At 69.6% G+C, this 20,573-nt stretch carries 20 protein-coding genes; 16 read left to right on the top strand and 4 right to left on the bottom strand.

Features of this window, described 5'->3' with window-relative positions:
- Window positions 1–56: 56 nt before the first annotated feature.
- Window positions 57–1,271 carry a cyclic dehypoxanthinyl futalosine synthase gene (gene mqnC, locus ABZ818_RS24070; protein ID WP_361418169.1) on the top strand — a complete coding sequence of 405 codons (1,215 nt, stop codon included), beginning with the start codon at window positions 57–59 and terminating at the stop codon, window positions 1,269–1,271.
- Window positions 1,272–1,278: 7 nt separating this feature from the next.
- Complete coding sequence (locus ABZ818_RS24065) at window positions 1,279–1,725, top strand: hypothetical protein (RefSeq protein WP_361418166.1); 447 nt, start codon at window positions 1,279–1,281, stop codon at window positions 1,723–1,725.
- Window positions 1,726–1,775: 50 nt separating this feature from the next.
- Here the strand turns inward: ABZ818_RS24065 and ABZ818_RS24060 are convergent, their stop codons facing one another.
- Window positions 1,776–2,771, bottom strand: a complete 996-nt coding sequence (locus ABZ818_RS24060) for a chitinase (RefSeq protein ID WP_361418164.1) — start codon at window positions 2,769–2,771, stop codon at window positions 1,776–1,778.
- A gap of 170 nt (window positions 2,772–2,941) precedes the next feature.
- Here ABZ818_RS24060 and ABZ818_RS24055 point away from each other — a divergent pair, with 170 nt between their 5' ends.
- Window positions 2,942–3,634, top strand: a complete 693-nt coding sequence (locus tag ABZ818_RS24055) for a demethylmenaquinone methyltransferase (protein ID WP_361418161.1) — start codon at window positions 2,942–2,944, stop codon at window positions 3,632–3,634.
- Between the two features lie 15 nt (window positions 3,635–3,649).
- On the opposite strand, the gene ABZ818_RS24050 is transcribed toward ABZ818_RS24055, so the two are convergent.
- A complete protein-coding gene (locus ABZ818_RS24050) occupies window positions 3,650–4,000 on the bottom strand; it encodes a PASTA domain-containing protein (RefSeq protein WP_361418158.1) in 351 nt (116 codons plus the stop codon).
- 97 nt (window positions 4,001–4,097) lie between these two features.
- Window positions 4,098–4,604, bottom strand: a complete 507-nt coding sequence (locus tag ABZ818_RS24045) for a GNAT family N-acetyltransferase (RefSeq protein WP_361418156.1) — start codon at window positions 4,602–4,604, stop codon at window positions 4,098–4,100.
- Between the two features lie 47 nt (window positions 4,605–4,651).
- Here ABZ818_RS24045 and ABZ818_RS24040 point away from each other — a divergent pair, with 47 nt between their 5' ends.
- Entirely contained in the window at window positions 4,652–5,992 is a 1,341-nt protein-coding gene (locus tag ABZ818_RS24040) for a geranylgeranyl reductase family protein (protein WP_361418153.1), read from the top strand.
- 152 nt (window positions 5,993–6,144) lie between these two features.
- On the opposite strand, the gene ABZ818_RS24035 is transcribed toward ABZ818_RS24040, so the two are convergent.
- Window positions 6,145–6,981: a C40 family peptidase gene (locus tag ABZ818_RS24035; protein WP_361418150.1), complete on the bottom strand. Its 837-nt coding sequence runs from the start codon at window positions 6,979–6,981 to the stop codon at window positions 6,145–6,147.
- 803 nt (window positions 6,982–7,784) lie between these two features.
- On the opposite strand from ABZ818_RS24035, the gene ABZ818_RS24030 reads away from it, so the two are divergent.
- The 12 genes from ABZ818_RS24030 to nuoL are packed head-to-tail and all read left to right on the top strand — an operon-like array spanning window position 7,785 to window position 20,569.
- Window positions 7,785–8,144: an NADH-quinone oxidoreductase subunit A gene (locus tag ABZ818_RS24030; protein ID WP_100569667.1), complete on the top strand. Its 360-nt coding sequence runs from the start codon at window positions 7,785–7,787 to the stop codon at window positions 8,142–8,144.
- Window positions 8,145–8,159: 15 nt separating this feature from the next.
- Entirely contained in the window at window positions 8,160–8,714 is a 555-nt protein-coding gene (locus ABZ818_RS24025) for an NADH-quinone oxidoreductase subunit B (RefSeq protein WP_009190037.1), read from the top strand.
- Window positions 8,711–9,481: an NADH-quinone oxidoreductase subunit C gene (locus ABZ818_RS24020; protein ID WP_361418147.1), complete on the top strand. Its 771-nt coding sequence runs from the start codon at window positions 8,711–8,713 to the stop codon at window positions 9,479–9,481. Before ABZ818_RS24025 ends, ABZ818_RS24020 begins: the two co-directional genes overlap by 4 nt.
- A complete protein-coding gene (locus ABZ818_RS24015) occupies window positions 9,478–10,809 on the top strand; it encodes an NADH-quinone oxidoreductase subunit D (protein ID WP_361418145.1) in 1,332 nt (443 codons plus the stop codon). The genes ABZ818_RS24020 and ABZ818_RS24015 overlap by 4 nt, the downstream gene beginning before the upstream one ends.
- Entirely contained in the window at window positions 10,806–11,678 is an 873-nt protein-coding gene (nuoE, locus tag ABZ818_RS24010) for an NADH-quinone oxidoreductase subunit NuoE (protein WP_361418142.1), read from the top strand. The genes ABZ818_RS24015 and nuoE overlap by 4 nt, the downstream gene beginning before the upstream one ends.
- A complete protein-coding gene (gene nuoF, locus ABZ818_RS24005) occupies window positions 11,675–13,021 on the top strand; it encodes an NADH-quinone oxidoreductase subunit NuoF (protein WP_361418139.1) in 1,347 nt (448 codons plus the stop codon). The genes nuoE and nuoF overlap by 4 nt, the downstream gene beginning before the upstream one ends.
- Entirely contained in the window at window positions 13,018–15,522 is a 2,505-nt protein-coding gene (locus tag ABZ818_RS24000; protein ID WP_361418136.1) for an NADH-quinone oxidoreductase subunit G, read from the top strand. Before nuoF ends, ABZ818_RS24000 begins: the two co-directional genes overlap by 4 nt.
- The gene (gene nuoH, locus ABZ818_RS23995; protein WP_361418133.1) at window positions 15,519–16,883 is read left to right on the top strand and encodes an NADH-quinone oxidoreductase subunit NuoH; all 1,365 of its coding nucleotides are present in this window, start codon (window positions 15,519–15,521) and stop codon (window positions 16,881–16,883) included. The genes ABZ818_RS24000 and nuoH overlap by 4 nt, the downstream gene beginning before the upstream one ends.
- A complete protein-coding gene (nuoI, locus tag ABZ818_RS23990) occupies window positions 16,876–17,505 on the top strand; it encodes an NADH-quinone oxidoreductase subunit NuoI (protein WP_361418130.1) in 630 nt (209 codons plus the stop codon). Before nuoH ends, nuoI begins: the two co-directional genes overlap by 8 nt.
- Window positions 17,502–18,344, top strand: a complete 843-nt coding sequence (locus ABZ818_RS23985) for an NADH-quinone oxidoreductase subunit J (protein WP_361418127.1) — start codon at window positions 17,502–17,504, stop codon at window positions 18,342–18,344. The genes nuoI and ABZ818_RS23985 overlap by 4 nt, the downstream gene beginning before the upstream one ends.
- Window positions 18,341–18,640, top strand: coding sequence for an NADH-quinone oxidoreductase subunit NuoK (gene nuoK / locus ABZ818_RS23980; protein WP_100569676.1), 300 nt, complete (start codon window positions 18,341–18,343; stop codon window positions 18,638–18,640). The genes ABZ818_RS23985 and nuoK overlap by 4 nt, the downstream gene beginning before the upstream one ends.
- Window positions 18,641–18,655: 15 nt before the next feature.
- Window positions 18,656–20,569, top strand: coding sequence for an NADH-quinone oxidoreductase subunit L (gene nuoL / locus ABZ818_RS23975; RefSeq protein ID WP_361418124.1), 1,914 nt, complete (start codon window positions 18,656–18,658; stop codon window positions 20,567–20,569).
- The last annotated feature ends 4 nt before the right edge of the window (window positions 20,570–20,573 follow it).

Below are 20,573 nucleotides of genomic sequence, written 5' to 3'. Positions count from 1 at the left end.
CGTAGGCTGGTTCGGTCTGTCCACAACCCCTTACGAATCCTGCGAAAGGGACGCCGGTGACCGAGAAGGCCGACCTCACATCTCCTGATGTCACAGCCGTCCTCGACCGTGCCGCCGCGGGCGGACGGATCACCCCCGAGGAAGCGCTCGACCTCTACCGCCACGCGCCGCTGCACGCGCTGGGCGCCGCCGCCGACGCCGTGCGTCGCCGCAAGTACGCGGGCACCGAGCACATCGCGACGTACATCATCGAGCGCAACATCAACTACACGAACGTGTGCGTCACCGCGTGCAGGTTCTGCGCCTTCTACGCCGCTCCCAAGGACGTCGAGAAGGGATGGACCCGCGACCTCGACGACATCCTGCGGCGCTGCGCCGAGACCGTCGAACTCGGCGGAACGCAGATCATGTTCCAGGGCGGCCACCACCCGGACTACGGCGTCGAGTACTACGAGAAGCACTTCAGCGCCATCAAGGAGGCCTTCCCGCAGCTGGTGATCCACTCGCTGGGTGCCTCCGAGGTGGACCACATGGCGCGGATCTCGGGTGTGTCCGTGGAGGAGGCCATCACGCGCATCCACGAGGCCGGCCTGGACTCCTTCGCCGGCGCCGGCGCCGAGCTGCTGCCGGAGCGGCCGCGCAAGGCCATCGCCCCGCTGAAGGAGTCCGGGGAGCGCTGGCTGGAGATCATGGAGGCCGCGCACCGGCTGGGCGTGGAGTCCACCTCGACGATGCTCATGGGCACCGGTGAGACGAACGCCGAGCGGATCGAGCACCTGCGGATGATCCGTGACGTGCAGGACCGCACCGGCGGCTTCCGGGCGTTCATCCCGTACACCTACCAGCCGGAGAACAACCACCTGAAGGGCCGTACGCAGGCCACCCTCTTCGAGTACCTGCGGATGATCGCGATCGCGCGACTCTTCCTCGACAACGTGATGCACATCCAGGGCTCCTGGCTGACCACGGGCAAGGAGGTCGGCCAGCTGACGCTGCACTACGGCGCCGACGACCTGGGCTCGATCATGCTCGAGGAGAACGTCGTGTCGTCGGCAGGCGCCAAGCACCGCTCCAACCGGATGGAGATCATCGAGCTCATCCGGAAGGCGGGGCGGGTTCCGGCGCAGCGGGCGACGACGTACGAGCACCTCGTCGTCCACGACGACCCGGCGAACGACCCGGTCGACGACCGCGTGATGTCCCACATCTCGTCGACGGCGATCGCGGGCGGGACGGCCCACCCCGAGCTGAAACTGCTCGCCCCCAACTGAGGTACGGGTGCTGACGATTCACGCGGCGGACGAGGTCCGCGCCGACTGGGACGCGGAACCGGTCGAGGGCGGTGCGGTCGCCGTCGAGGGCGCCCGGGTCGCGGCCGTGGGGACGCTCGCCGAGCTGGAGCGGCGGTTTCCGCACGCGCGCGTGCGGCGCTGGCCGGGCGTGCTCGGGCCCGCGCGCGTCCACGAAGGGCCGCTGCCCGACGCGCCGAGTCCGCGCGAGCGTGTGCACGCGGTCCTCAAGCTCGGCGCGACGGCCGTGCTCGCCGGGCACGCGGACGCGCCCGGACTGCGGGAGGCCGCCGCCCGGAACGACGTCGCCGTCCTGGCCGGACCCCGGCCGGCGGCGGTGGTGGAGGGCGGCCGTGCCGACCTCGCCGTCTTCGACGGCGGCGGCGCCTGCCTCGCCACCGTGTGCGCGGGGCGCCTGGTGCACCGCAGACGCTGAGGCCGCCCGCCTCGGCCTCCGAAGCCCGCCTCGGCCGCCGAGCGCTCGCCTCAGCCGCCGAACTCCCGGGCGAACGCCCCCGGCTTCTGCTTCACGCCGCTGCAGTTGGTCGCCGCGTCCTCCCGGGGCGGGACGCCGTTCTCGCACTGCCGGTCGCGGAAGGCGGACCACATCGAGACCCAGGCGATCCGCTTCTCCTCGGCGAAGGACCGCACCTGGGCCGCGTCCTCGAGCGTGAAGGTCTCGCCGGCGATGTCGTTGGCGCCGATCATCGAGGTGAGCGCCATGCCCTCCCAGGCGGCGGCGTTCGACAACCCGAAGACCTTCTTCAGCTGGGTGTGGGCGGCCTTCGCGGCGGTGAGGGCGTAGTCGCCCATGTCGCCGGTGTAGGACTCGGCGTAGTTCATGGTCATGAGGTTGACGGTCGAGACCTGCACGTCGTGCACGTTCGCGGACTCCAGCAGGGCCAGACCGTGGGAGTCCAGCCCGGACGGCATGACGGGCAAGGTGAAGGACACCTCCAGGCCGGGGCGCTGCTTCTGCAGCCGCGCGATCGCCCGCGAGCGCAGGTCGACGGAGGCGGAGTCGGTCAGCGTACGGCCCTCGATGTCGAAGTCGGCCTGGGTAGAGCCCGCCGCGTCCAGGGCCTTCCCGTACGCGTCCGCCAGCGCCGAGGCGTTCCCACAGGTCGTCGCCAGTTCCTTGCCGGAGGCCCCGCCGAAGGAGACGCGCAGCGTGGCGCCCGACTTCCTCAGCTTCCCGATCCGGGACTTCACCTCGGCGTCGTCCATCCCGAACATGCCGTCCCACCGCGGTGTGCAGTCACTGCCGCCGGAGATGACGAAGGCGAGGTTGTACGTCGTGGGCGAGCCCGCGGAGTCGGTGCCCGTGACCGTCGTCGCGCTCACGTACGGGGCGTACGAGGTGCTGGACTCCGAGGCTTTGGGGGCCGCGTCGGAGGTGCCGTCGGACATCGAGGAGCAGCCTGTGGCGGCCAGGGCGAACAGGCAGGTGAGCCCGGCCACCGGCGTCAGGAAACTCCTCATTGCGCGTGCACCAGCCCTCGTGATGTCCGTCCTGGAATCCAAACACAGCGGGATCCCGGACCGGAGAGAGCCTGCCTCCGGACCGGGAACCGCGCTCCGAGCCTGCCATCGAAAGCCGTGCCGCAGGGGCACTTCCGTCAAGCGCCACCCCCGCCTGCCACAATGGGCCGGTGACCCGCGCATCCCTGGAGAAGCAGCCGCACGACGTCGCCTCGATGTTCGACGACGTGGCGGAACGGTACGACCTGACCAACGACGTGCTGTCCCTGGGGCAGGACCGGCGGTGGCGGAAGGAGGTCGCCAGGGCGGTCGACGCCCGGCCCGCGCAGAAGATCCTCGATCTCGCCGCCGGCACGGCCACCTCCTCGCTGCCCTTCACCCGCGCCGGCGCCTACGTCGTCCCCTGCGACTTCTCGCTCGGGATGCTCCGGGTCGGCAAGCAGCGGCACGCCTGGCTGCCGTTCACGGCGGGCGACGCGACGCGGCTGCCGTTCAAGGACGACACCTTCGACGCCGTCACCATCTCCTTCGGGCTGCGCAACGTGCAGGACACCGAGACGGCCCTGAGCGAGATGTACCGGGTGACCCGGCCCGGCGGCCGGGTGGTCATCTGCGAGTTCTCGCACCCCACCTGGGCGCCGTTCCGCACCGTCTACACCGAGTACCTGATGCGCGCCCTGCCGCCCGTGGCGCGCGCGGTGTCCTCCAACCCGGACGCGTACGTCTACCTCGCCGAGTCCATCCGGGCCTGGCCCGACCAGCCCGCGCTCGCCGGGCTGCTGCGCACGGCCGGCTGGTCGAAGGTGGCCTGGCGCAATCTCAGCGGCGGTATCGTGTCCCTGCACCGGGGGTTCAAGGGCTGACGGCCGCGCGGGCCGTCACACGGGACTGACCGCGTACGGATCGTCCGGTTCGTCGACTTCGCGCTGGAGACCGCCCGTGGGCGGCCGCGGGACGCGCGGCTCGCGGACGCCTCCGCCGCCGCCGCCCTCGCCCGTGCCGAAGTCGAACCACACGTACACCATGGAGTCCCGTGGCACCTCGGCACCGGGCTGCGGGTACTGGCGGACGACGTAGTCGACGACCGCGAGATGGAAGTCCGGGCGGTCCGGCGCGTTGAGGAACAGGCCCTGGGCGCGGGCGGTCTCGCGCGCGTCCACGGCCATCAGCCCGACCAGGCGCGGCACGCGTACTTCGGGCGTCTTGGGTGTTATGTACACAGACGTCACCCCCAGCGGTACTGGCAGGGTAACCGGCAAGGGGTGCCACCCGGAAGCGCCAAGTGCCTTTCTGTGGCAGTCGATTACGCAAGGTAATCGGTCGCGGTCACAGCTCCAGCCGGTAGCAGTGCCCCTGCCGCTGCGACACCGGCGTCATGAAGGTCTGCGCCAGCCGCATGCCGAGGCGCTCGGTGACCGCGATGGACCGCTTGTTGCGGGAGTCGACCATGGCCACCACGCTCGTCAGGCCGGTCGCGCGCAGCCGCTCCAGGGTCATGTGGGCCGCCGCCGTGACGTATCCGCGTCCCCAGTGTTCGCGGCCGAGCCGCCAGCCGATCTCGATCTCGCCGGTGGGGCCCCAGTCCCGCTCCCACGGCTGGGCGCCGGTGAAGCCGATGACGCGGCCGGTCTCGTCGAGCATCGTCCACAGGCAGAAGCCGCGTTCGGCGTCGTGCCGCCGCTGACGGGCGGTGAGTTCCTCGTAGACGGAAAGCTCCGCGGGACTGCCGCCGTGGAACTCCATGACGTCCGGGTCGGCGAAGATCCGGTGCCAGGCCACGGCGTCCTCATCGGTGGGCACACGCAGACGTACGACGGGGAGAGGTCGGTTCACGGGGCAGCCCTTCAGCCGGGTGATCAATTCTCCTGCATAGACTGCCCATGTCCAGTGCCGGTCGGCACGCAGATTCCGAACCTTGGGGAGATCCCGCCGTGACCGTGACTGAGCCCCTCTCCGAGAACACCGCCGATGTGATTGTCGTGGGCGCGGGGCCGGCCGGGTCCACCACCGCCTACCACCTCGCCCGGGCCGGACTCGACGTACTCCTGCTGGAGAAGACCGAGTTCCCGCGGGAGAAGGTCTGCGGCGACGGCCTCACCCCGCGCGCCGTCAAGCAACTCGTCGCGATGGGCATCGACATCTCCGAGGAGGCCGGCTGGCTGCGCAACAAGGGCCTGCGGATCATCGGCGGTGGCGTCCGCCTCCAGCTCGACTGGCCCGACCTCGCCTCCTTCCCGGACTACGGACTCGTGCGCAAGCGCGACGACTTCGACGAGCAGCTCGCCCGGCAGGCGCAGAAGGCCGGGGCGCGGCTGTTCGAGCGCTGCAACGTGTCCGCGCCGCTCGTCGACGACCGCACCGGCCGCATCACCGGAGTCAAGGCCAAACTGGGTGAGGAGAAGCGCGAGGTCACCTTCCACGCGCCGCTCGTCGTCGCCGCCGACGGCAACTCCACGCGGCTGTCCCTGGCGATGGGCCTGCACCGCCGCGAGGACCGCCCGATGGGCGTCGCGGTGCGCACCTACTTCACCAGCCCGCGCCACGACGACGACTACCTGGAGTCCTGGCTGGAGCTGTGGGACCGGCGCGGCCCCCAGGACCGGCTGCTGCCCGGCTACGGCTGGATCTTCGGCATGGGCGACGGCACCTCCAACGTCGGCCTGGGCGTGCTCAACACCTCCGATTCCTTCAAGGAACTGGACTGGCGCGAGGTGCTCAAGGCCTGGTGCGCGTCGATGCCCGAGGACTGGGGCTACACCCCGGACAACATGACCGGCCCGATCCGCGGCGCCGCCCTGCCCATGGCCTTCAACCGCCAGCCCCACTACACGCGGGGGCTGCTGCTCGTCGGCGACGCGGGCGGTCTGGTCAACCCCTTCAACGGCGAGGGCATCGCCTATGCGATGGAGTCCGGCCAGCTCGCCGCCGACGTCATCGTCCAGGCCCACTCGCGGGCCACCCCGGCGCAGCGCGAACTCGCCCTGCGGCGCTACCCGCGCGTCCTGAAGGACACCTACGGCGGCTACTACACGCTGGGCCGCGCCTTCGTGAAGCTCATCGGCAACCCGAAGGTCATGCAGATCGCCGCCCAGCGCGGGCTGACCCACCCGGTGCTGATGAAGTTCACCCTCAAGCTCCTGGCCAACCTCACCGACCCGACGGGCGGCGACGCGATGGACCGCATCATCAACGGCCTGAGCAAGGTGGCCCCGAAGGCGTGAGCACACGCGGGCACGACATCGGGGCCGGCTCGCCTTCGAGCCGGCCCCGGCCGTGTCATACGGGGTGAAGCGGGCGAATCGGGAACGGCGGAAGGGCCGCTGCCCCCGAGCGGCTGCGGCCCTTCAGTCCGTTACGGCTGTCCGCGGGCGCCTCAGAGCACCCGGACCGCGCCGGACGGCGGGTCGTAGGACAGCGGACGCTCGACGACGCCCGTGGACGGGTTCTGCGCACCGACGAACATACCGTTACCGACGTAGATACCCACGTGGTACGCGCTGCCCGCGCCGCCCCAGTAGAGGATGTCGCCCGGCTGGAGGTTGGACAGCGACACCTGGGTGCCGGCGGTCGACTGGTTCTGCGAGACGCGCGGCAGGCTGATGCCCACCTGCTTGAAGGCGGCCTGCGTCAGGCCGGAGCAGTCGTAGGCGGACGGACCGCTGGCACCCAGGACGTAGGCCTTGCCTACCTGGGCCTTGGCGAACGAGATCACCGCCGCGGCCGAACCGGTCGACGCGGACACGCTCGTGGAGGTGCTGCCGGCGCTCGCCGAGGCGGTGAGCGTGGGCCGCTCGGCCGTGCGCGAGGCCCGCTCGGCGGCTGCCTTGCGGGCGGCCTCGGCTGCCTTCTTCCGGGCGGCCTCGGCGGCCTTCTTGCGGGCCTCTGCCTTCTTCTGAGCGTCGGCCAGGTCCGCCTTGGCCTGCTTTGCGGCGTTTGCGGCGGCCGCGTCGCGCTCGGCGCCCAGCCGGTAGTTGGCGGCGGCCTGCTCCGTGGCCTCCGCGGACTGGGCCACCTGGGCGGCCAGGTCGGAGGTCAGCGTGGGCAGTTCGAGGGTCTGGGTCACCGGCTCGGCGGCGTTGGCCGACGAGGCCGACGTGCCGGCCACTGCCAGGGTGCCGAGGACGCCGCCGGCAACTCCGGCCCGCATCGCGACTCTCGACGCGCTGCGGCGTGGCTTCCGGTGGCTGCGTATGTGAGCGGTGTGGGACATGGGAACAACCGGTACCAGGGGCTCCTTCATATCTTCAAGAAACGTGTGGTGCGCCACATTTGCTCAATGAGGCGGCCAAATCCCAGGGTCGAGTTTCCTTATTGACGCCGTAACGGACATTGCGGGCGCGCGCGATCATGCCTTTGATCATGGTCTTTCGCTGTTACGCCCGAATTGCCCTCGGCCTACCATCCGTGCGGATCATTGGCCAAGCCCGACTCTCAGGCTCCCCTCATGAGCGTGACGGAGGTCACGGAACGGTCACCGTGCCGCGGCGCGTCCGTGCGGTGGACCCACTGGTCCCATTTGTCACTTGAGTCCCATTGGTGAAGCTGCACCCGAGCAGCCTCTCCAGTCGCACGTCCGACTTGTGAACGGGTGAACGCGTCCACATCTCGCGCCGCCGTCCCTCTGATGTGTGAAAAGCAGGCCCATATCAAGGTCTTGACACTGTTCGCCACTTTGCGTCGGGCGCCGGGCATCTGATAGTGCACACCCCCTCCGACCTGCAATTACGAGGTAAAATGTGACCAGTGGTGATCACACAGGTGCTTCGCGTGCGAAGATCACCGCTCATCCGACTTGATGATCGTTCGTCAGGTGGTGGAGATCACAAAGCTCATGCAATACCCCGTGTCGCAGATCACAGAGCGTCGGGCATAAGATGCGAGGCAGTTGGGCTTGTGACCTGCTTCACATGTTCTCGATCTTGGCCGGACGAGCCGGGAACAGGGGGACGGGTGAGGCAGCCGTGGGCCCAGCGACCGCCAGCAGTCAGTGCCGACTGAGAGGAGCGAGGAGCGGTGAACGCTTATGCGCCCATCCTCGTACTGGGAGCCCTCGGGGCAGGCTTTGCGATCTTCTCCGTGGTCATGGCCACGCTGATCGGACCGAAGCGGTACAACCGCGCCAAACTCGAGGCATACGAGTGCGGTATCGAGCCGACCCCCACGCCGGCCGGCGGCGGGCGCTTTCCCATCAAGTACTACCTGACGGCGATGCTCTTCATCGTCTTCGACATCGAGATCGTCTTCCTCTACCCGTGGGCCGTCAGCTTCGACGCCCTGGGTGTTTTCGGGCTCGTGGAGATGCTGCTCTTCGTGCTCACCGTCTTCGTCGCGTACGCGTACGTATGGCGGCGCGGCGGCCTGGAATGGGACTGAGGGGCCTTTAACGACATGGGACTCGAAGAAAAGCTGCCGAGCGGCTTCCTGCTGACCACCGTCGAGCAGGCCGCGGGCTGGGTGCGCAAGGCGTCCGTCTTTCCGGCCACCTTCGGCCTCGCCTGCTGCGCGATCGAGATGATGACCACCGGCGCAGGCCGCTACGACCTGGCGCGCTTCGGCATGGAGGTCTTCCGCGGTTCGCCCCGTCAGGCGGACCTGATGATCGTGGCCGGCCGGGTCAGCCAGAAGATGGCGCCGGTCCTCCGGCAGGTCTACGACCAGATGCCCAACCCCAAGTGGGTGATCTCGATGGGCGTGTGCGCCTCCTCGGGCGGCATGTTCAACAACTACGCGATCGTCCAGGGCGTCGACCACATCGTCCCGGTCGACATCTACCTGCCGGGCTGTCCGCCGCGGCCCGAGATGCTGATGGACGCGATCCTCAAGCTGCACCAGAAGATCCAGTCCACCAAGCTCGGCGTGAACGCCGAGGAGGCCGCCCGCGAGGCGGAGGAGGCCGCGCTCAAGGCCCTGCCCACGATCGAGATGAAGGGGCTGCTGCGATGAGCGACGGACACGGCAAGGACGTCAACGGGTCCGCGAACGGGGTGAACCCCGAGAAGGACCTGTCCGCCGACAACCTCCCCGGCCAGCGTGGCCAGGGCGGTGAGGAGATCCGCGTCCAGCGCGGCATGTTCGGCGCCAACAACGGCGGCGACACCTCCGGATACGGCGGCCTGGTCCGCTCGGTCCGGCTCCCGGGACCGGCGAGCCGTCCCTACGGCGGCCCGGGCGGATGCTTCGACGAGATCGCCGACGAACTCGAGGGCGCGTTGGAGGAGCAGGGCCTCCTCCCGGAGAACGCGATCGAGAAGACGGTCGTCGACCGCGGCGAACTGACCTTCCACATCGAACGCGAGCACCTGGTGCGCGTCGCCCGCACCCTGCGCGACGACCCCGCCCTGCGCTTCGAGCTGTGCACCGGAGTCAGCGGTGTCCACTACCCGCACGACAAGGGCCGCGAGCTGCACGCCGTGTACCACCTGCGCTCGATCACCCACAACCGGCTGGTCCGCCTGGAGGTCAGCGCCCCCGACGCCGACCCGCACATCCCGTCGCTGGTCCCCGTCTACCCGACCAACGACTGGCACGAGCGCGAGACGTACGACTTCTTCGGGATCGTCTTCGACGGCCACCCGGCCCTGACGCGGATCATGATGCCGGACGACTGGCAGGGCCATCCGCAGCGCAAGGACTACCCCCTCGGCGGCATCCCCGTCGAGTACAAGGGCGCCCAGATCCCGGCTCCGGACCAGCGGAGGTCGTACTCATGAGCACGCACACCCCGTCGTCGGCCTCCGCGCGCGAGACCACCGAGGGCACGGTCTACACGGTCACCGGTGGCGACTGGGACGAGGTCGCCCGGTCCGCGGCCCGCGCCGACGACGAGCGCATCGTCGTCAACATGGGCCCCCAGCACCCGTCCACCCACGGCGTGCTCCGGCTGATCCTGGAGATCGACGGCGAGACGGTCACCGAGGCCCGCTGCGGCATCGGCTATCTGCACACCGGCATCGAGAAGAACCTCGAATACCGCACGTGGACGCAGGGCACCACCTTCGTCACGCGCATGGATTACCTGACGTCCTTCTTCAACGAGACCGCCTACTGCCTCGCCGTCGAGAAACTCCTCGGCATCGAGGACCAGATCACCGAGCGCGCCAAGATCATCCGGGTGCTCCTGATGGAGCTGAACCGGCTCTCCTCCCACCTGGTGTGCATCGCCACCGGCGGCATGGAACTGGGCGCCACCACGATCATGATCTACGGATTCCGTGATCGTGAAATGATTCTCGACCTCTACGAGCTCATCACGGGCCTGCGGATGAACCACGCGTACATCCGGCCCGGCGGACTCGCCCAGGACCTGCCGCCCGGTGCGGTGGACCAGATCCGCGAGTTCGTGAAGAAGATGACGAAGAACCTCCCGGAGTACGACAAGCTCGCCACCGGGAACCCCATCTTCAAGGCCCGTATGCAGGACGTCGGCTACCTCGACCTGGCCGGCTGCATGGCCCTCGGCGCCACCGGCCCGATCCTGCGCTCCACCGGCCTGCCGCACGACCTGCGCAAGACGCAGCCCTACTGCGGCTACGAGACGTACGACTTCGACATCCCGACCGCCGACACCTGCGACTCCTACGGCCGCTTCCTGATCCGCCTGGAGGAGATGCGCCAGTCGCTCAGGATCGTCGAGCAGTGCCTGGACCGGCTGGAGCCGGGCCCGGTCATGGTCGCCGACAAGAAGATCGCCTGGCCCGCGCAGCTCGCCCTGGGACCGGACGGACTCGGCAACTCCCTCGACCACATCAAGAAGATCATGGGCACCTCCATGGAGGCCCTGATCCACCACTTCAAGCTGGTCACCGAGGGCTTCCGCGTCCCGCCGGGACAGGCGTACGCGGCGGTCGAGTCGCCCAAGGGCGAACTCGGGGTGCACGTCGTTTCCGACGGCGGCACCCGCCCGTACCGGGTCCACTTCCGGGACCCGTCCTTCACCAACCTTCAGGCGATGGCGGCGATGTGCGAGGGCGGCCAGGTCGCCGACGTCATCGTCGCCGTCGCGTCCATCGACCCCGTGATGGGAGGCGTCGACCGGTGACCACCAGTTCTTCGGAGCAGGGCGTCAGCCTGGGCATGCCCGAACTGCCCGCGCCCGACTACCCGGACGACGTCCGCACCCGGCTCGAGCGGGACGCGCGCGAGATCATCGCCCGCTACCCGGACTCCCGGTCCGCTCTCCTTCCGCTGCTGCACCTGGTGCAGTCGGAGGAGGGCCACGTCACGCGCACCGGAATGCGGTTCTGCGCGGACGTGCTCGGCCTGACCACGGCCGAGGTCACCGCGGTCGCCACCTTCTACACCATGTACCGGCGCAAGCCGTCCGGTGACTACCAGGTGGGCGTCTGCACCAACACCCTGTGTGCCGTGATGGGCGGCGACGCCATCTTCGAGGCCCTCCAGGAGCACCTCGGCGTCGGCAACGGCGAGACCACCGACGACGGCAAGGTCACGCTGGAGCACATCGAGTGCAACGCGGCCTGCGACTACGCGCCGGTCGTGATGGTCAACTGGGAGTTCTTCGACAACCAGAACCCGGCGAGCGTCAAGCGCCTGGTCGACGACCTGCGCGCGGGACGGCCGGTGACGCCCACGCGCGGCGCGCCCCTGTGCACGTTCAAGGAGACCGCCCGGATCCTGGCGGGCTTCCCCGACGAGCGCGAAGGGGCGACGGAGGCCGGCGGCAGCGCGGGACCCGCCTCGCTGGTGGGCCTCCGCCTGGCCAAGGGGGAGGCCGCACCCGCGCGCGTGGTCCACCCGCGCGACGGCGGACCGCAGGACGCGGCCGTGCACCAGCCGTCGCCGGCCGAGCACCTGAGCTCGCACGACGCGCCGCAGGCCACATCGGCCTCCGATCCGTCCCATCCGCAGGGACCCGTCGGAGACGTCGGAGAGGAGGGGGAGGGATGACCTTGGCACCGGAAATCGACGAGAGCAGCCCCGAGAAGCTGCTCGTACCCGTGCTGTCGGCCTTCTGGGACGAGGACAGGTCCTGGACGCTGGACGTGTACCGGAGGCACGAGGGGTACGAGGGACTCCGCAAGGCGCTCGCCATGTCGCCGGACGACGTGATCGCGTACGTCAAGGACTCCGGTCTGCGCGGCCGCGGCGGCGCGGGGTTCCCCACGGGAATGAAGTGGCAGTTCATTCCCCAGGGCGATGGCAAGCCGCACTATCTTGTTGTCAACGCCGACGAATCGGAGCCCGGGACCTGCAAGGACATCCCGCTCCTCTTCGCGAACCCGCACAGCCTCATCGAGGGCATCGTCATCGCGTGCTACGCCATCAGGTCGTCGCATGCCTTCATCTATCTGCGGGGTGAAGTCGTCCCCGTACTGCGGCGGTTGCACGAGGCCGTGCGCGAGGCCTACGCGGCCGGCTACCTCGGCGAGAACATCCTGGGCAGCGGCCTCGACCTCGACCTCACCGTGCACGCCGGCGCCGGCGCGTACATCTGCGGTGAGGAGACCGCGCTGCTGGACTCGCTCGAAGGCCGCCGTGGTCAACCGCGGCTGCGTCCTCCCTTCCCCGCCGTCGCGGGCCTCTACGCGTGCCCGACTGTGGTGAACAACGTCGAGTCCATCGCGTCGGTTCCCGCGATCCTGCACAACGGCAAGGACTGGTTCCGGTCGATGGGCAGCGAGAAGTCACCCGGCTTCACGCTGTACTCGCTCAGCGGCCATGTCGCCAACCCCGGCCAGTACGAGGCCCCGCTCGGCATCACGCTGCGTCAGCTGCTCGACATGAGCGGCGGCATGCGCCCCGGGCACCGGCTGAAGTTCTGGACGCCGGGCGGCTCCTCGACGCCGATGTTCACCGACGAGCACCTCGACGTGCCGCTCGACTACGAGGGCGTGGGCGCCGCGGGCTCGATGCTCGGCACCAAGGCCCTCCAGTGCTTCGACGAGACGACCTGTGTGGTGCGGGCGGTGACCCGGTGGACCGAGTTCTACGCCCACGAGTCCTGCGGCAAGTGCACGCCGTGCCGTGAAGGAACGTACTGGCTGGTGCAGTTGATGCGGGACATCGAGGCCGGCAAGGGCGTCATGTCCGACCTCGACAAGCTGAACGACATCGCCGACAACATCAACGGCAAGTCCTTCTGCGCCCTCGGTGACGGTGCCGCCTCCCCGATCTTCTCCTCCCTGAAGTTCTTCCGCGAGGAGTACGAGCAGCACATCACGGGCCGGGGCTGCCCCTTCGACCCGGCCAAGTCCACGGCCTGGGCCGATCGCACGGAGGTGAACCCATGACCGTGACCACCAACGCTCCCGCGGGCGGGGGAGAGGCGGCGGTCCCGCCGGAAGATCTCGTGACGCTGACGATCGACGGGGCCGAGATCAGCGTGCCCAAGGGCACCCTGGTCATCCGGGCCGCCGAAGAGCTCGGCATCGAGATCCCCCGGTTCTGCGACCACCCCCTCCTCGACCCGGCCGGCGCCTGCCGCCAGTGCATCGTCGAGGTCGAGGGCCAGCGCAAGCCGATGGCCTCCTGCACGATCACCTGCACGGACGGGATGGTCGTCAGGACCCAGCTCACCTCGCCGGTCGCCGAGAAGGCCCAGAAGGGTGTGATGGAGCTGCTGCTCATCAACCACCCGCTGGACTGCCCGGTCTGCGACAAGGGCGGCGAGTGCCCGCTGCAGAACCAGGCCATGTCGCACGGCAACGCCGAGTCCCGCTTCGACGGGAAGAAGCGGACGTACGAGAAGCCCGTCCCGCTCTCCACGCAGGTGCTGCTCGACCGCGAGCGGTGCGTGCTGTGCGCCCGCTGCACCCGGTTCTCCAACCAGATCGCCGGCGACCCGATGATCGACCTGATCGAGCGGGGCGCACTGCAGCAGGTCGGCACCGGCGAGGGCGACCCCTTCGAGTCGTACTTCTCCGGCAACACCATCCAGATCTGCCCGGTCGGCGCGCTCACCTCGGCCGCCTACCGGTTCCGCTCCCGCCCCTTCGACCTCGTCTCCTCGCCGTCGGTGTGCGAGCACTGTGCGGGCGGCTGCGCCACCCGCACCGACCACCGGCGCGGCAAGGTCATGCGGCGGCTCGCCGCCGACGACCCCGAGGTCAACGAGGAGTGGATCTGCGACAAGGGGCGCTTCGCGTTCCGGTACGCGCAGATGAAGGACCGGCTGACCACGCCCCTGGTGCGCAACCCCGAGGGCGAGCTGGTGCCGGCGTCCTGGCCGGAGGCACTGGAGATCGCGGCCCAGGGCCTGCTCGCCTCCCGCGGGCGGACCGGTGTCCTCACCGGCGGCCGGCTCACCGTCGAGGACGCCTACGCCTACAGCAAGTTCGCGCGCGTGGCGCTGGACACCAACGACATCGACTTCCGCGCGCGCGTGCACAGCGCCGAGGAGGCCGACTTCCTCGCCTCCCGGATCGCCGGCCGCGGCCGGGACCTCGACGGCAGCGGTGTCACGTACACCGCGCTGGAGAAGGCGCCCGCCGTGCTGCTCGTCGGATTCGAGTCCGAGGAGGAGGCACCCGGCGTCTTCCTCCGGCTGCGCAAGGCCTGGCGCAAGCACGGGCAGAAGGTGTTCGCGCTGGCCACGCACGCCACGCGGGGCCTGGAGAAGGCGGGCGGCACCTTGCTGCCGGCCGCGCCGGGCACCGAGAACGAGTGGCTGGACGCGCTGGCGGGCGGCGTCGGACTGGAGGACGACGGCACCCGGGCCGCCGAGGCCCTGCGGGCCGAGGGCTCGGTCATCGTCGTCGGCGAGCGGCTCGCCGGAGTGGCCGGCGGCCCGACCGCCGCCGTACGGGCCGCCGCCGCGACCGGCGCACAGCTGGTGTGGATCCCGCGCCGGGCCGGTGAGCGCGGTGCCGTCGAGGCCGGCGCGCTGCCGTCGCTGCTGCCGGGCGGGCGCCCGGCCACCGACCCGCGTGCGCGGGAGGAGGTCGCCGCGCTCTGGGGCGTCGCCGAACTCCCGCACCGCTACGGCCGCGACACCGGGCAGATCGTCGAGGCCGTGGTCGCGGGCCAGCTCCAGGCCCTGCTCGTCGCCGGAGTGGAGGTCGCCGACCTGCCCGATCCGGCACGCGCGCGTGCGGCCCTGTCCGAGGCGGGTTTCGTGGTGGCGCTGGAACTGCGGCCCAGCGAGGTCACGGAACACGCGGACGTGGTCCTGCCCGTCGCCGCCGTCGCCGAGAAGGCCGGCACCTTCCTCAACTGGGAGGGCAGGGTCCGCTTCTTCGAGGCCGCGCTCAAGCCGGAGCAGATGACGCGCACCCTGTCGCCCACCGACGCGCGCGTGCTGCAGATGCTGGCCGACGCCATGGACGTCCACCTGGGCCTGCCGGACCTGCGGACCGTGCGCGCGGAGCTGGACCGGCTGGGTGCCTGGACCGGACCGCGCGCCGACGACCCGGTGCACAGCGCGGGCGCGACGCCGCGCCCGGCCGCCGGGGAGGCTCTGCTCGCGGGACACCGGCTGCTGCTCGACCAGGGTGTCCTGCAGGAGGGCGACGAGGCGCTCGCCGGGACCCGGCACGCCGCACGCGCACGCGTGTCGGCCGCAACGGCCGCCGAGGCGGGCGTCGCGGACTCCGCCGTGCTCGCCGTGACCGGTCCCGCCGGCACGGTCGAACTCCCGCTGGAGATCACCGAGATGCCCGACCGGGTGGTGTGGCTCCCGCTGAACTCCGTCGGCGGGGGCGTCGCCTCCGACACCGGGGCGCTGCCCGGCTCCCTCGTCCGCATCGGCCCGGCGACGTCCTCGACCGAGGCCCCCAAGGAGGTGGAGGCATGAGTCCGTACCTCGCCGCTGAGAACCTGTCGATGTTCGGCACCGATCCCTGGTGGCTGGTCGTCGTCAAGGCGGTGTTCTGCTTCGCCTTCCTGATGGTGACGGTGCTGTTCTCCATCGTCTGGGAGCGCAAGGTCGTCGCCTGGATGCAGCTGCGCGTCGGCCCCAACCGGAACGGGCCCTGGGGCATGCTCCAGTCGCTCGCCGACGGCGTGAAGCTCATGCTCAAGGAGGACGTCGTCGTCAAGCGCGCGGACAAGGTGGTCTACGTCCTCGCGCCGATCGTCGCGGCCATCCCGGCCTTCATGGCGATCGCCGTGATCCCCTTCGGACCGGCGAACAACGAGATCTCGATCTTCGGCCACCGCACCGCGATGCAACTGACCGACCTGCCGATCGCGATGCTCTACATCCTCGCGGTCGCCTCCGTCGGCATCTACGGCATCGTGCTGGCGGGCTGGAGCTCTGGATCGACCTACCCGCTCCTGGGCGGACTGCGGTCCTGCGCGCAGATGATCTCCTACGAGATCGCCATGGGGGCCGCGTTCGCCTCGGTCTTCCTGTACTCGGGCTCGATGTCGACGTCGACGATCGTCGAGCAGCAGCACGACCGCTGGTACATCCTGCTGCTGCCGGTCTCCTTCATCCTCTACATCGTCACGATGGTCGGGGAGACCAACCGCGCGCCGTTCGACATGCCGGAGTCCGAGGGCGACCTGGTCGGCGGCTTCAACACCGAGTACTCGTCGATCAAGTTCGCGATGTTCATGCTCGCCGAGTACGTGAACATGGTGACGGTCTCCGCGGTGTCGACCACGCTCTTCCTGGGCGGCTGGCGGGCCCCCTGGCCGATCAGCACCTTCTGGGAGGGCGCCAACCACGGCTGGTGGCCGCTGCTCTGGTTCGTGATCAAGGTCCAGCTGCTGCTGTTCTTCTTCATCTGGCTGCGCGGCACGCTCCCGCGGGTCCGCTACGACCAGCTGATGAAGCTCGGCTGGAAGGTCCTCATCCCGGTCTCCGTGGTCTGGCTGATGCTCGTCGCGACCGTCCGGGTCCTGCGCAACGAGAACTACGGCTTCGCCGACATCGCCCTCTATGTCGTCGGTGCCGTACTGACGGTGCTGGTCCTGTCCTTCGTCGCCGACATGTTCCGTCAGCGGACGAAGACCGCCGAGCAGCCCGAGGCCGAGCCGGCCGCCTTCGACGCGATGGCCGGCGGATTCCCCGTACCGCCGCTGCCGGGGCAGGAGCTGCCGCCGGTGCCGCGGCGCCGCTCGCGCCGCGAGCGGGAGTTGATTGTCAGTGGCGGGTCGGACACTGCCAGTGACGGACCTCTGGATGGAAAGGAGGCGTCCGATGGCTGAGGAGCCCAAGGAGACCAAACCCGGTTTCCTGAACCCCGTCGCCGGCTTCGGCGTGACCTTCAAGGCCATGTTCAAGAAGCGGCTGACCGAGCAGTACCCGGAGCAGCAGAAGACCACGGCTCCGCGCTTCCACGGACGGCACCAGCTCAACCGCCATCCGGACGGCCTGGAGAAGTGCGTCGGCTGCGAGCTGTGCGCCTGGGCCTGCCCCGCCGACGCCATCTACGTGGAGGGCGCCGACAACACCGACGAGGAGCGTTACTCGCCGGGCGAGCGGTACGGCCGCGTCTACCAGATCAACTACGCCCGCTGCATCCTGTGCGGCCTGTGCATCGAGGCGTGCCCCACGCGCGCGCTGACGATGACCAACGAGTTCGAACTGGCCGACTCCAGCCGCGCCAACCTCATCTACACCAAGGAGCAGCTGCTCGCCGGTCTCGAAGAGGGCATGGTCGACACACCGCACGCCATCTACCCGGGGACGGACGAGCAGGACTACTACCGGGGCCTGGTGACGGAGGCCGCGCCCGGCACGGTGCGCCAGGTCGCCGTCTCCAAGGGCGAACAGGGTGAGATGGCAGGCCCTTCGGGCGGGGCGGAAGAACAGGGGGCTGACGCATGAGCGCGCAGCTCGCCGCCTACTCCACCTCCACCGGAGAGGCCTTCCAGTTCTGGGTGCTCGGCACCGTCGCGGTGATCGGCGCCCTGTGCACCGTCTTCATGAAGAGGGCCGTGCACAGCGCGCTGTGCCTGGCCGCCACCATGATCGTCCTGGCGATCTTCTACCTCACCAACGGCGCCTACTTCCTGGGCATCGTGCAGATCGTCGTCTACACCGGCGCGATCATGATGCTGTTCCTGTTCGTGGTGATGCTCGTCGGCGTGACCGCGGCGGACTCCCTGAAGGAGACCATCAAGGGCCAGCGCTGGCTGGCCCTGCTGTGCGGGCTCGGCTTCGGCATCCTGCTGATCGCGGGCATCGCCAACGCCTCCCTGAAGGAGTTCAACGGCACCGGCAAGGCCAACGCGGGCGGCAACGTGGAGGGCCTGGCCTCCCTCCTCTTCACCCGCTACGTCTTCGCCTTCGAACTCACCGGCGTGCTGCTGATCACGGCCACCGTCGGCGCCATGGTGCTCACCCACCGCGAGCGCACCGAGCGGGCCAGGACCCAGCGCGAGCTGGCCGAGCAGCGCGTGCGCGAGGGACGGCACGTACCGCCGCTGCCGGCGCCCGGCGTCTACGCCCGGCACAACGCCGTGGACATCGCCGGGCTGCTGCCCGACGGCACCCCGTCCGAGCTCACCGTCAGCAAGACGCTGCGCGAGCGCGGGCAGATCCGTGACGTCTCGGCCGAGGCACTCAACGACCTCAAGGCCCTGGAGCAGCGCGCCGCGGAACGCCTGGAGCGCACCGCGATCGAGCCGACGGCCTTCAAGCGGCCCGAGGAGGCGTCGAAGTGAACCCTGTGAACTACCTCTATCTCGCCGCCTTGCTGTTCACGATCGGCGCCACCGGCGTGCTGATCCGGCGCAACGCCATCGTGGTCTTCATGTGCATCGAGTTGATGCTGAACGCCTGCAACCTCGCGCTCGTCACCTTCTCGCGGATGCACGGCAACCTCGACGGCCAGATCATCGCGTTCTTCACGATGGTCGTCGCCGCGGCGGAGGTCGTGGTCGGGCTCGCGATCATCGTGTCGGTGTTCCGTTCCCGTCACTCGGCCTCGGTCGACGACGCCAGCCTGATGAAGCTGTAAGGGGTCGGAAGAATCGTGGAGAACCTGATTGCGCTGCTGATCGCGGCGCCCCTGCTCGGAGCGGCCGTCCTCCTGGTCGGCGGCCGTCGGCTCGACGCCGTCGGCCGCTGGCTCGGCACCCTGCTCGCGGCCGTCTCCTTCGTGATCGGCCTGGTCCTCTTCGCCGACCTGCTCGGCAGAAGTGCCGACCAACGGACCCTGACCCAGCACCTGTTCAGCTGGATCCCGGTGTCCGGCTTCCAGGCGGACGTCACGTTCCGTCTCGACCAGCTGTCGATGACGTTCGTCCTGCTGATCACCGGCGTCGGCTCGCTGATCCACCTGTACTCGGTCGCGTACATGGAGCACGACGAGCGGCGCCGCCGCTTCTTCGGCTACCTCAACCTGTTCCTCGCGGCGATGCTGGTGCTCGTCCTCGCCGACAACTACCTGCTGCTGTACGTCGGCTGGGAGGGCGTCGGTCTCGCCTCGTACCTGCTGATCGGCTTCTGGCAGCACAAGCCCAGCGCGGCGACCGCGGCGAAGAAGGCCTTCCTGGTCAACCGGGTCGGCGACATGGGCCTGTCCATCGCGATCATGCTGATGTTCGCGACGTTCGGGACCTTCGCCTTCGGCCCGCTGCTCGGCACCCACGCCGAACCCGGTCTCGTGGGCGGCGCCACCGAGGGCAAGCTCACCGCCATCGCGCTGATGCTGCTGCTCGCCGCGTGCGGCAAGTCCGCCCAGGTGCCGCTGCAGTCCTGGCTCGGGGACGCGATGGAGGGCCCGACCCCGGTCTCGGCCCTCATCCACGCCGCGACCATGGTGACGGCGGGCGTCTACCTCATCGTCCGCTCCGCGGCGATCTTCAACGCGGCGCCCGACGCGCAGCTGGTGGTCACCGTCGTCGGCGCGGTCACGCTGCTGTTCGGTGCGATCGTCGGTTGCGCGAAGGACGACATCAAGAAGGCGCTGGCCGGCTCGACCATGTCGCAGATCGGCTACATGGTGCTGGCCGCGGGCCTCGGCCCCATCGGCTACGTCTTCGCGATCATGCACCTGGTGACGCACGGCTTCTTCAAGGCCGGGCTGTTCCTCGGTGCCGGTTCGGTCATGCACGGCATGAACGACGAGGTGGACATGCGCAAGTACGGCGGGCTGCGCGCGTACATGCCGGTCACCTTCATCACCTTCGGCCTCGGCTACCTCGCCATCATCGGCTTCCCGGGCCTGTCCGGCTTCTTCTCCAAGGACAAGATCATCGAGGCGGCCTTCGCCAAGGGCGGCGCCGAGGGCTGGATCCTCGGCGGCGCGGCGCTGCTGGGCGCGGCCATCACGGCGTTCTACATGACGCGCGTGATGCTGATGACGTTCTTCGGCGAGAAGCGCTGGCAGGCCGACGAGAACGGCAACGAGCCGCACCCGCACGAGTCTCCCAGGGCCATGACGATCCCGATGATCGTGCTGGCCGTCGGCTCGGTCCTGGGCGGCGCGTTCTTCAGCATCGGCGACCGCTTCCTGCACTGGCTGGAGCCGGTCACCGGGCACAGCGAGGGCAACTCGCCGCTCAGCGCGTGGACGGTCACCGGCGCGACGATGGTGTGTCTGATCGTCGGCGTGGCCATCGCCTGGGCCCAGTACGGCCGCAAGCCGGTCCCGGCCGTCGCGCCGCGCGGCTCGCTGCTCACCCGGGCCGCCCGGCGGGACCTGCTCCAGGACGACTTCAACCACGTCGTCCTGGTCCGCGGCGGCGAGCACCTCACGCGGTCCCTGGTCTACGTCGACCACACCCTGGTCGACGGAGTCGTCAACGGCACGGCGGCCTCGGTCGGCGGCCTGTCCGGGCGGATGCGCCGGCTGCAGAACGGCTTCGCTCGCTCCTACGCGGTCTCGATGTTCGGCGGTGCGGCACTGCTGGTCGCCGCGACCCTGCTGATGAGGGCGGTCTGATACC

It is taken from the genome of Streptomyces sp. NPDC047453 (assembly GCF_040643155.1).
Lineage (GTDB): Bacteria > Actinomycetota > Actinomycetes > Streptomycetales > Streptomycetaceae > Streptomyces.
The sequence above is the reverse complement of the archived record's forward strand: the minus strand, read 5'-3'. Positions and strand labels throughout refer to the sequence as shown.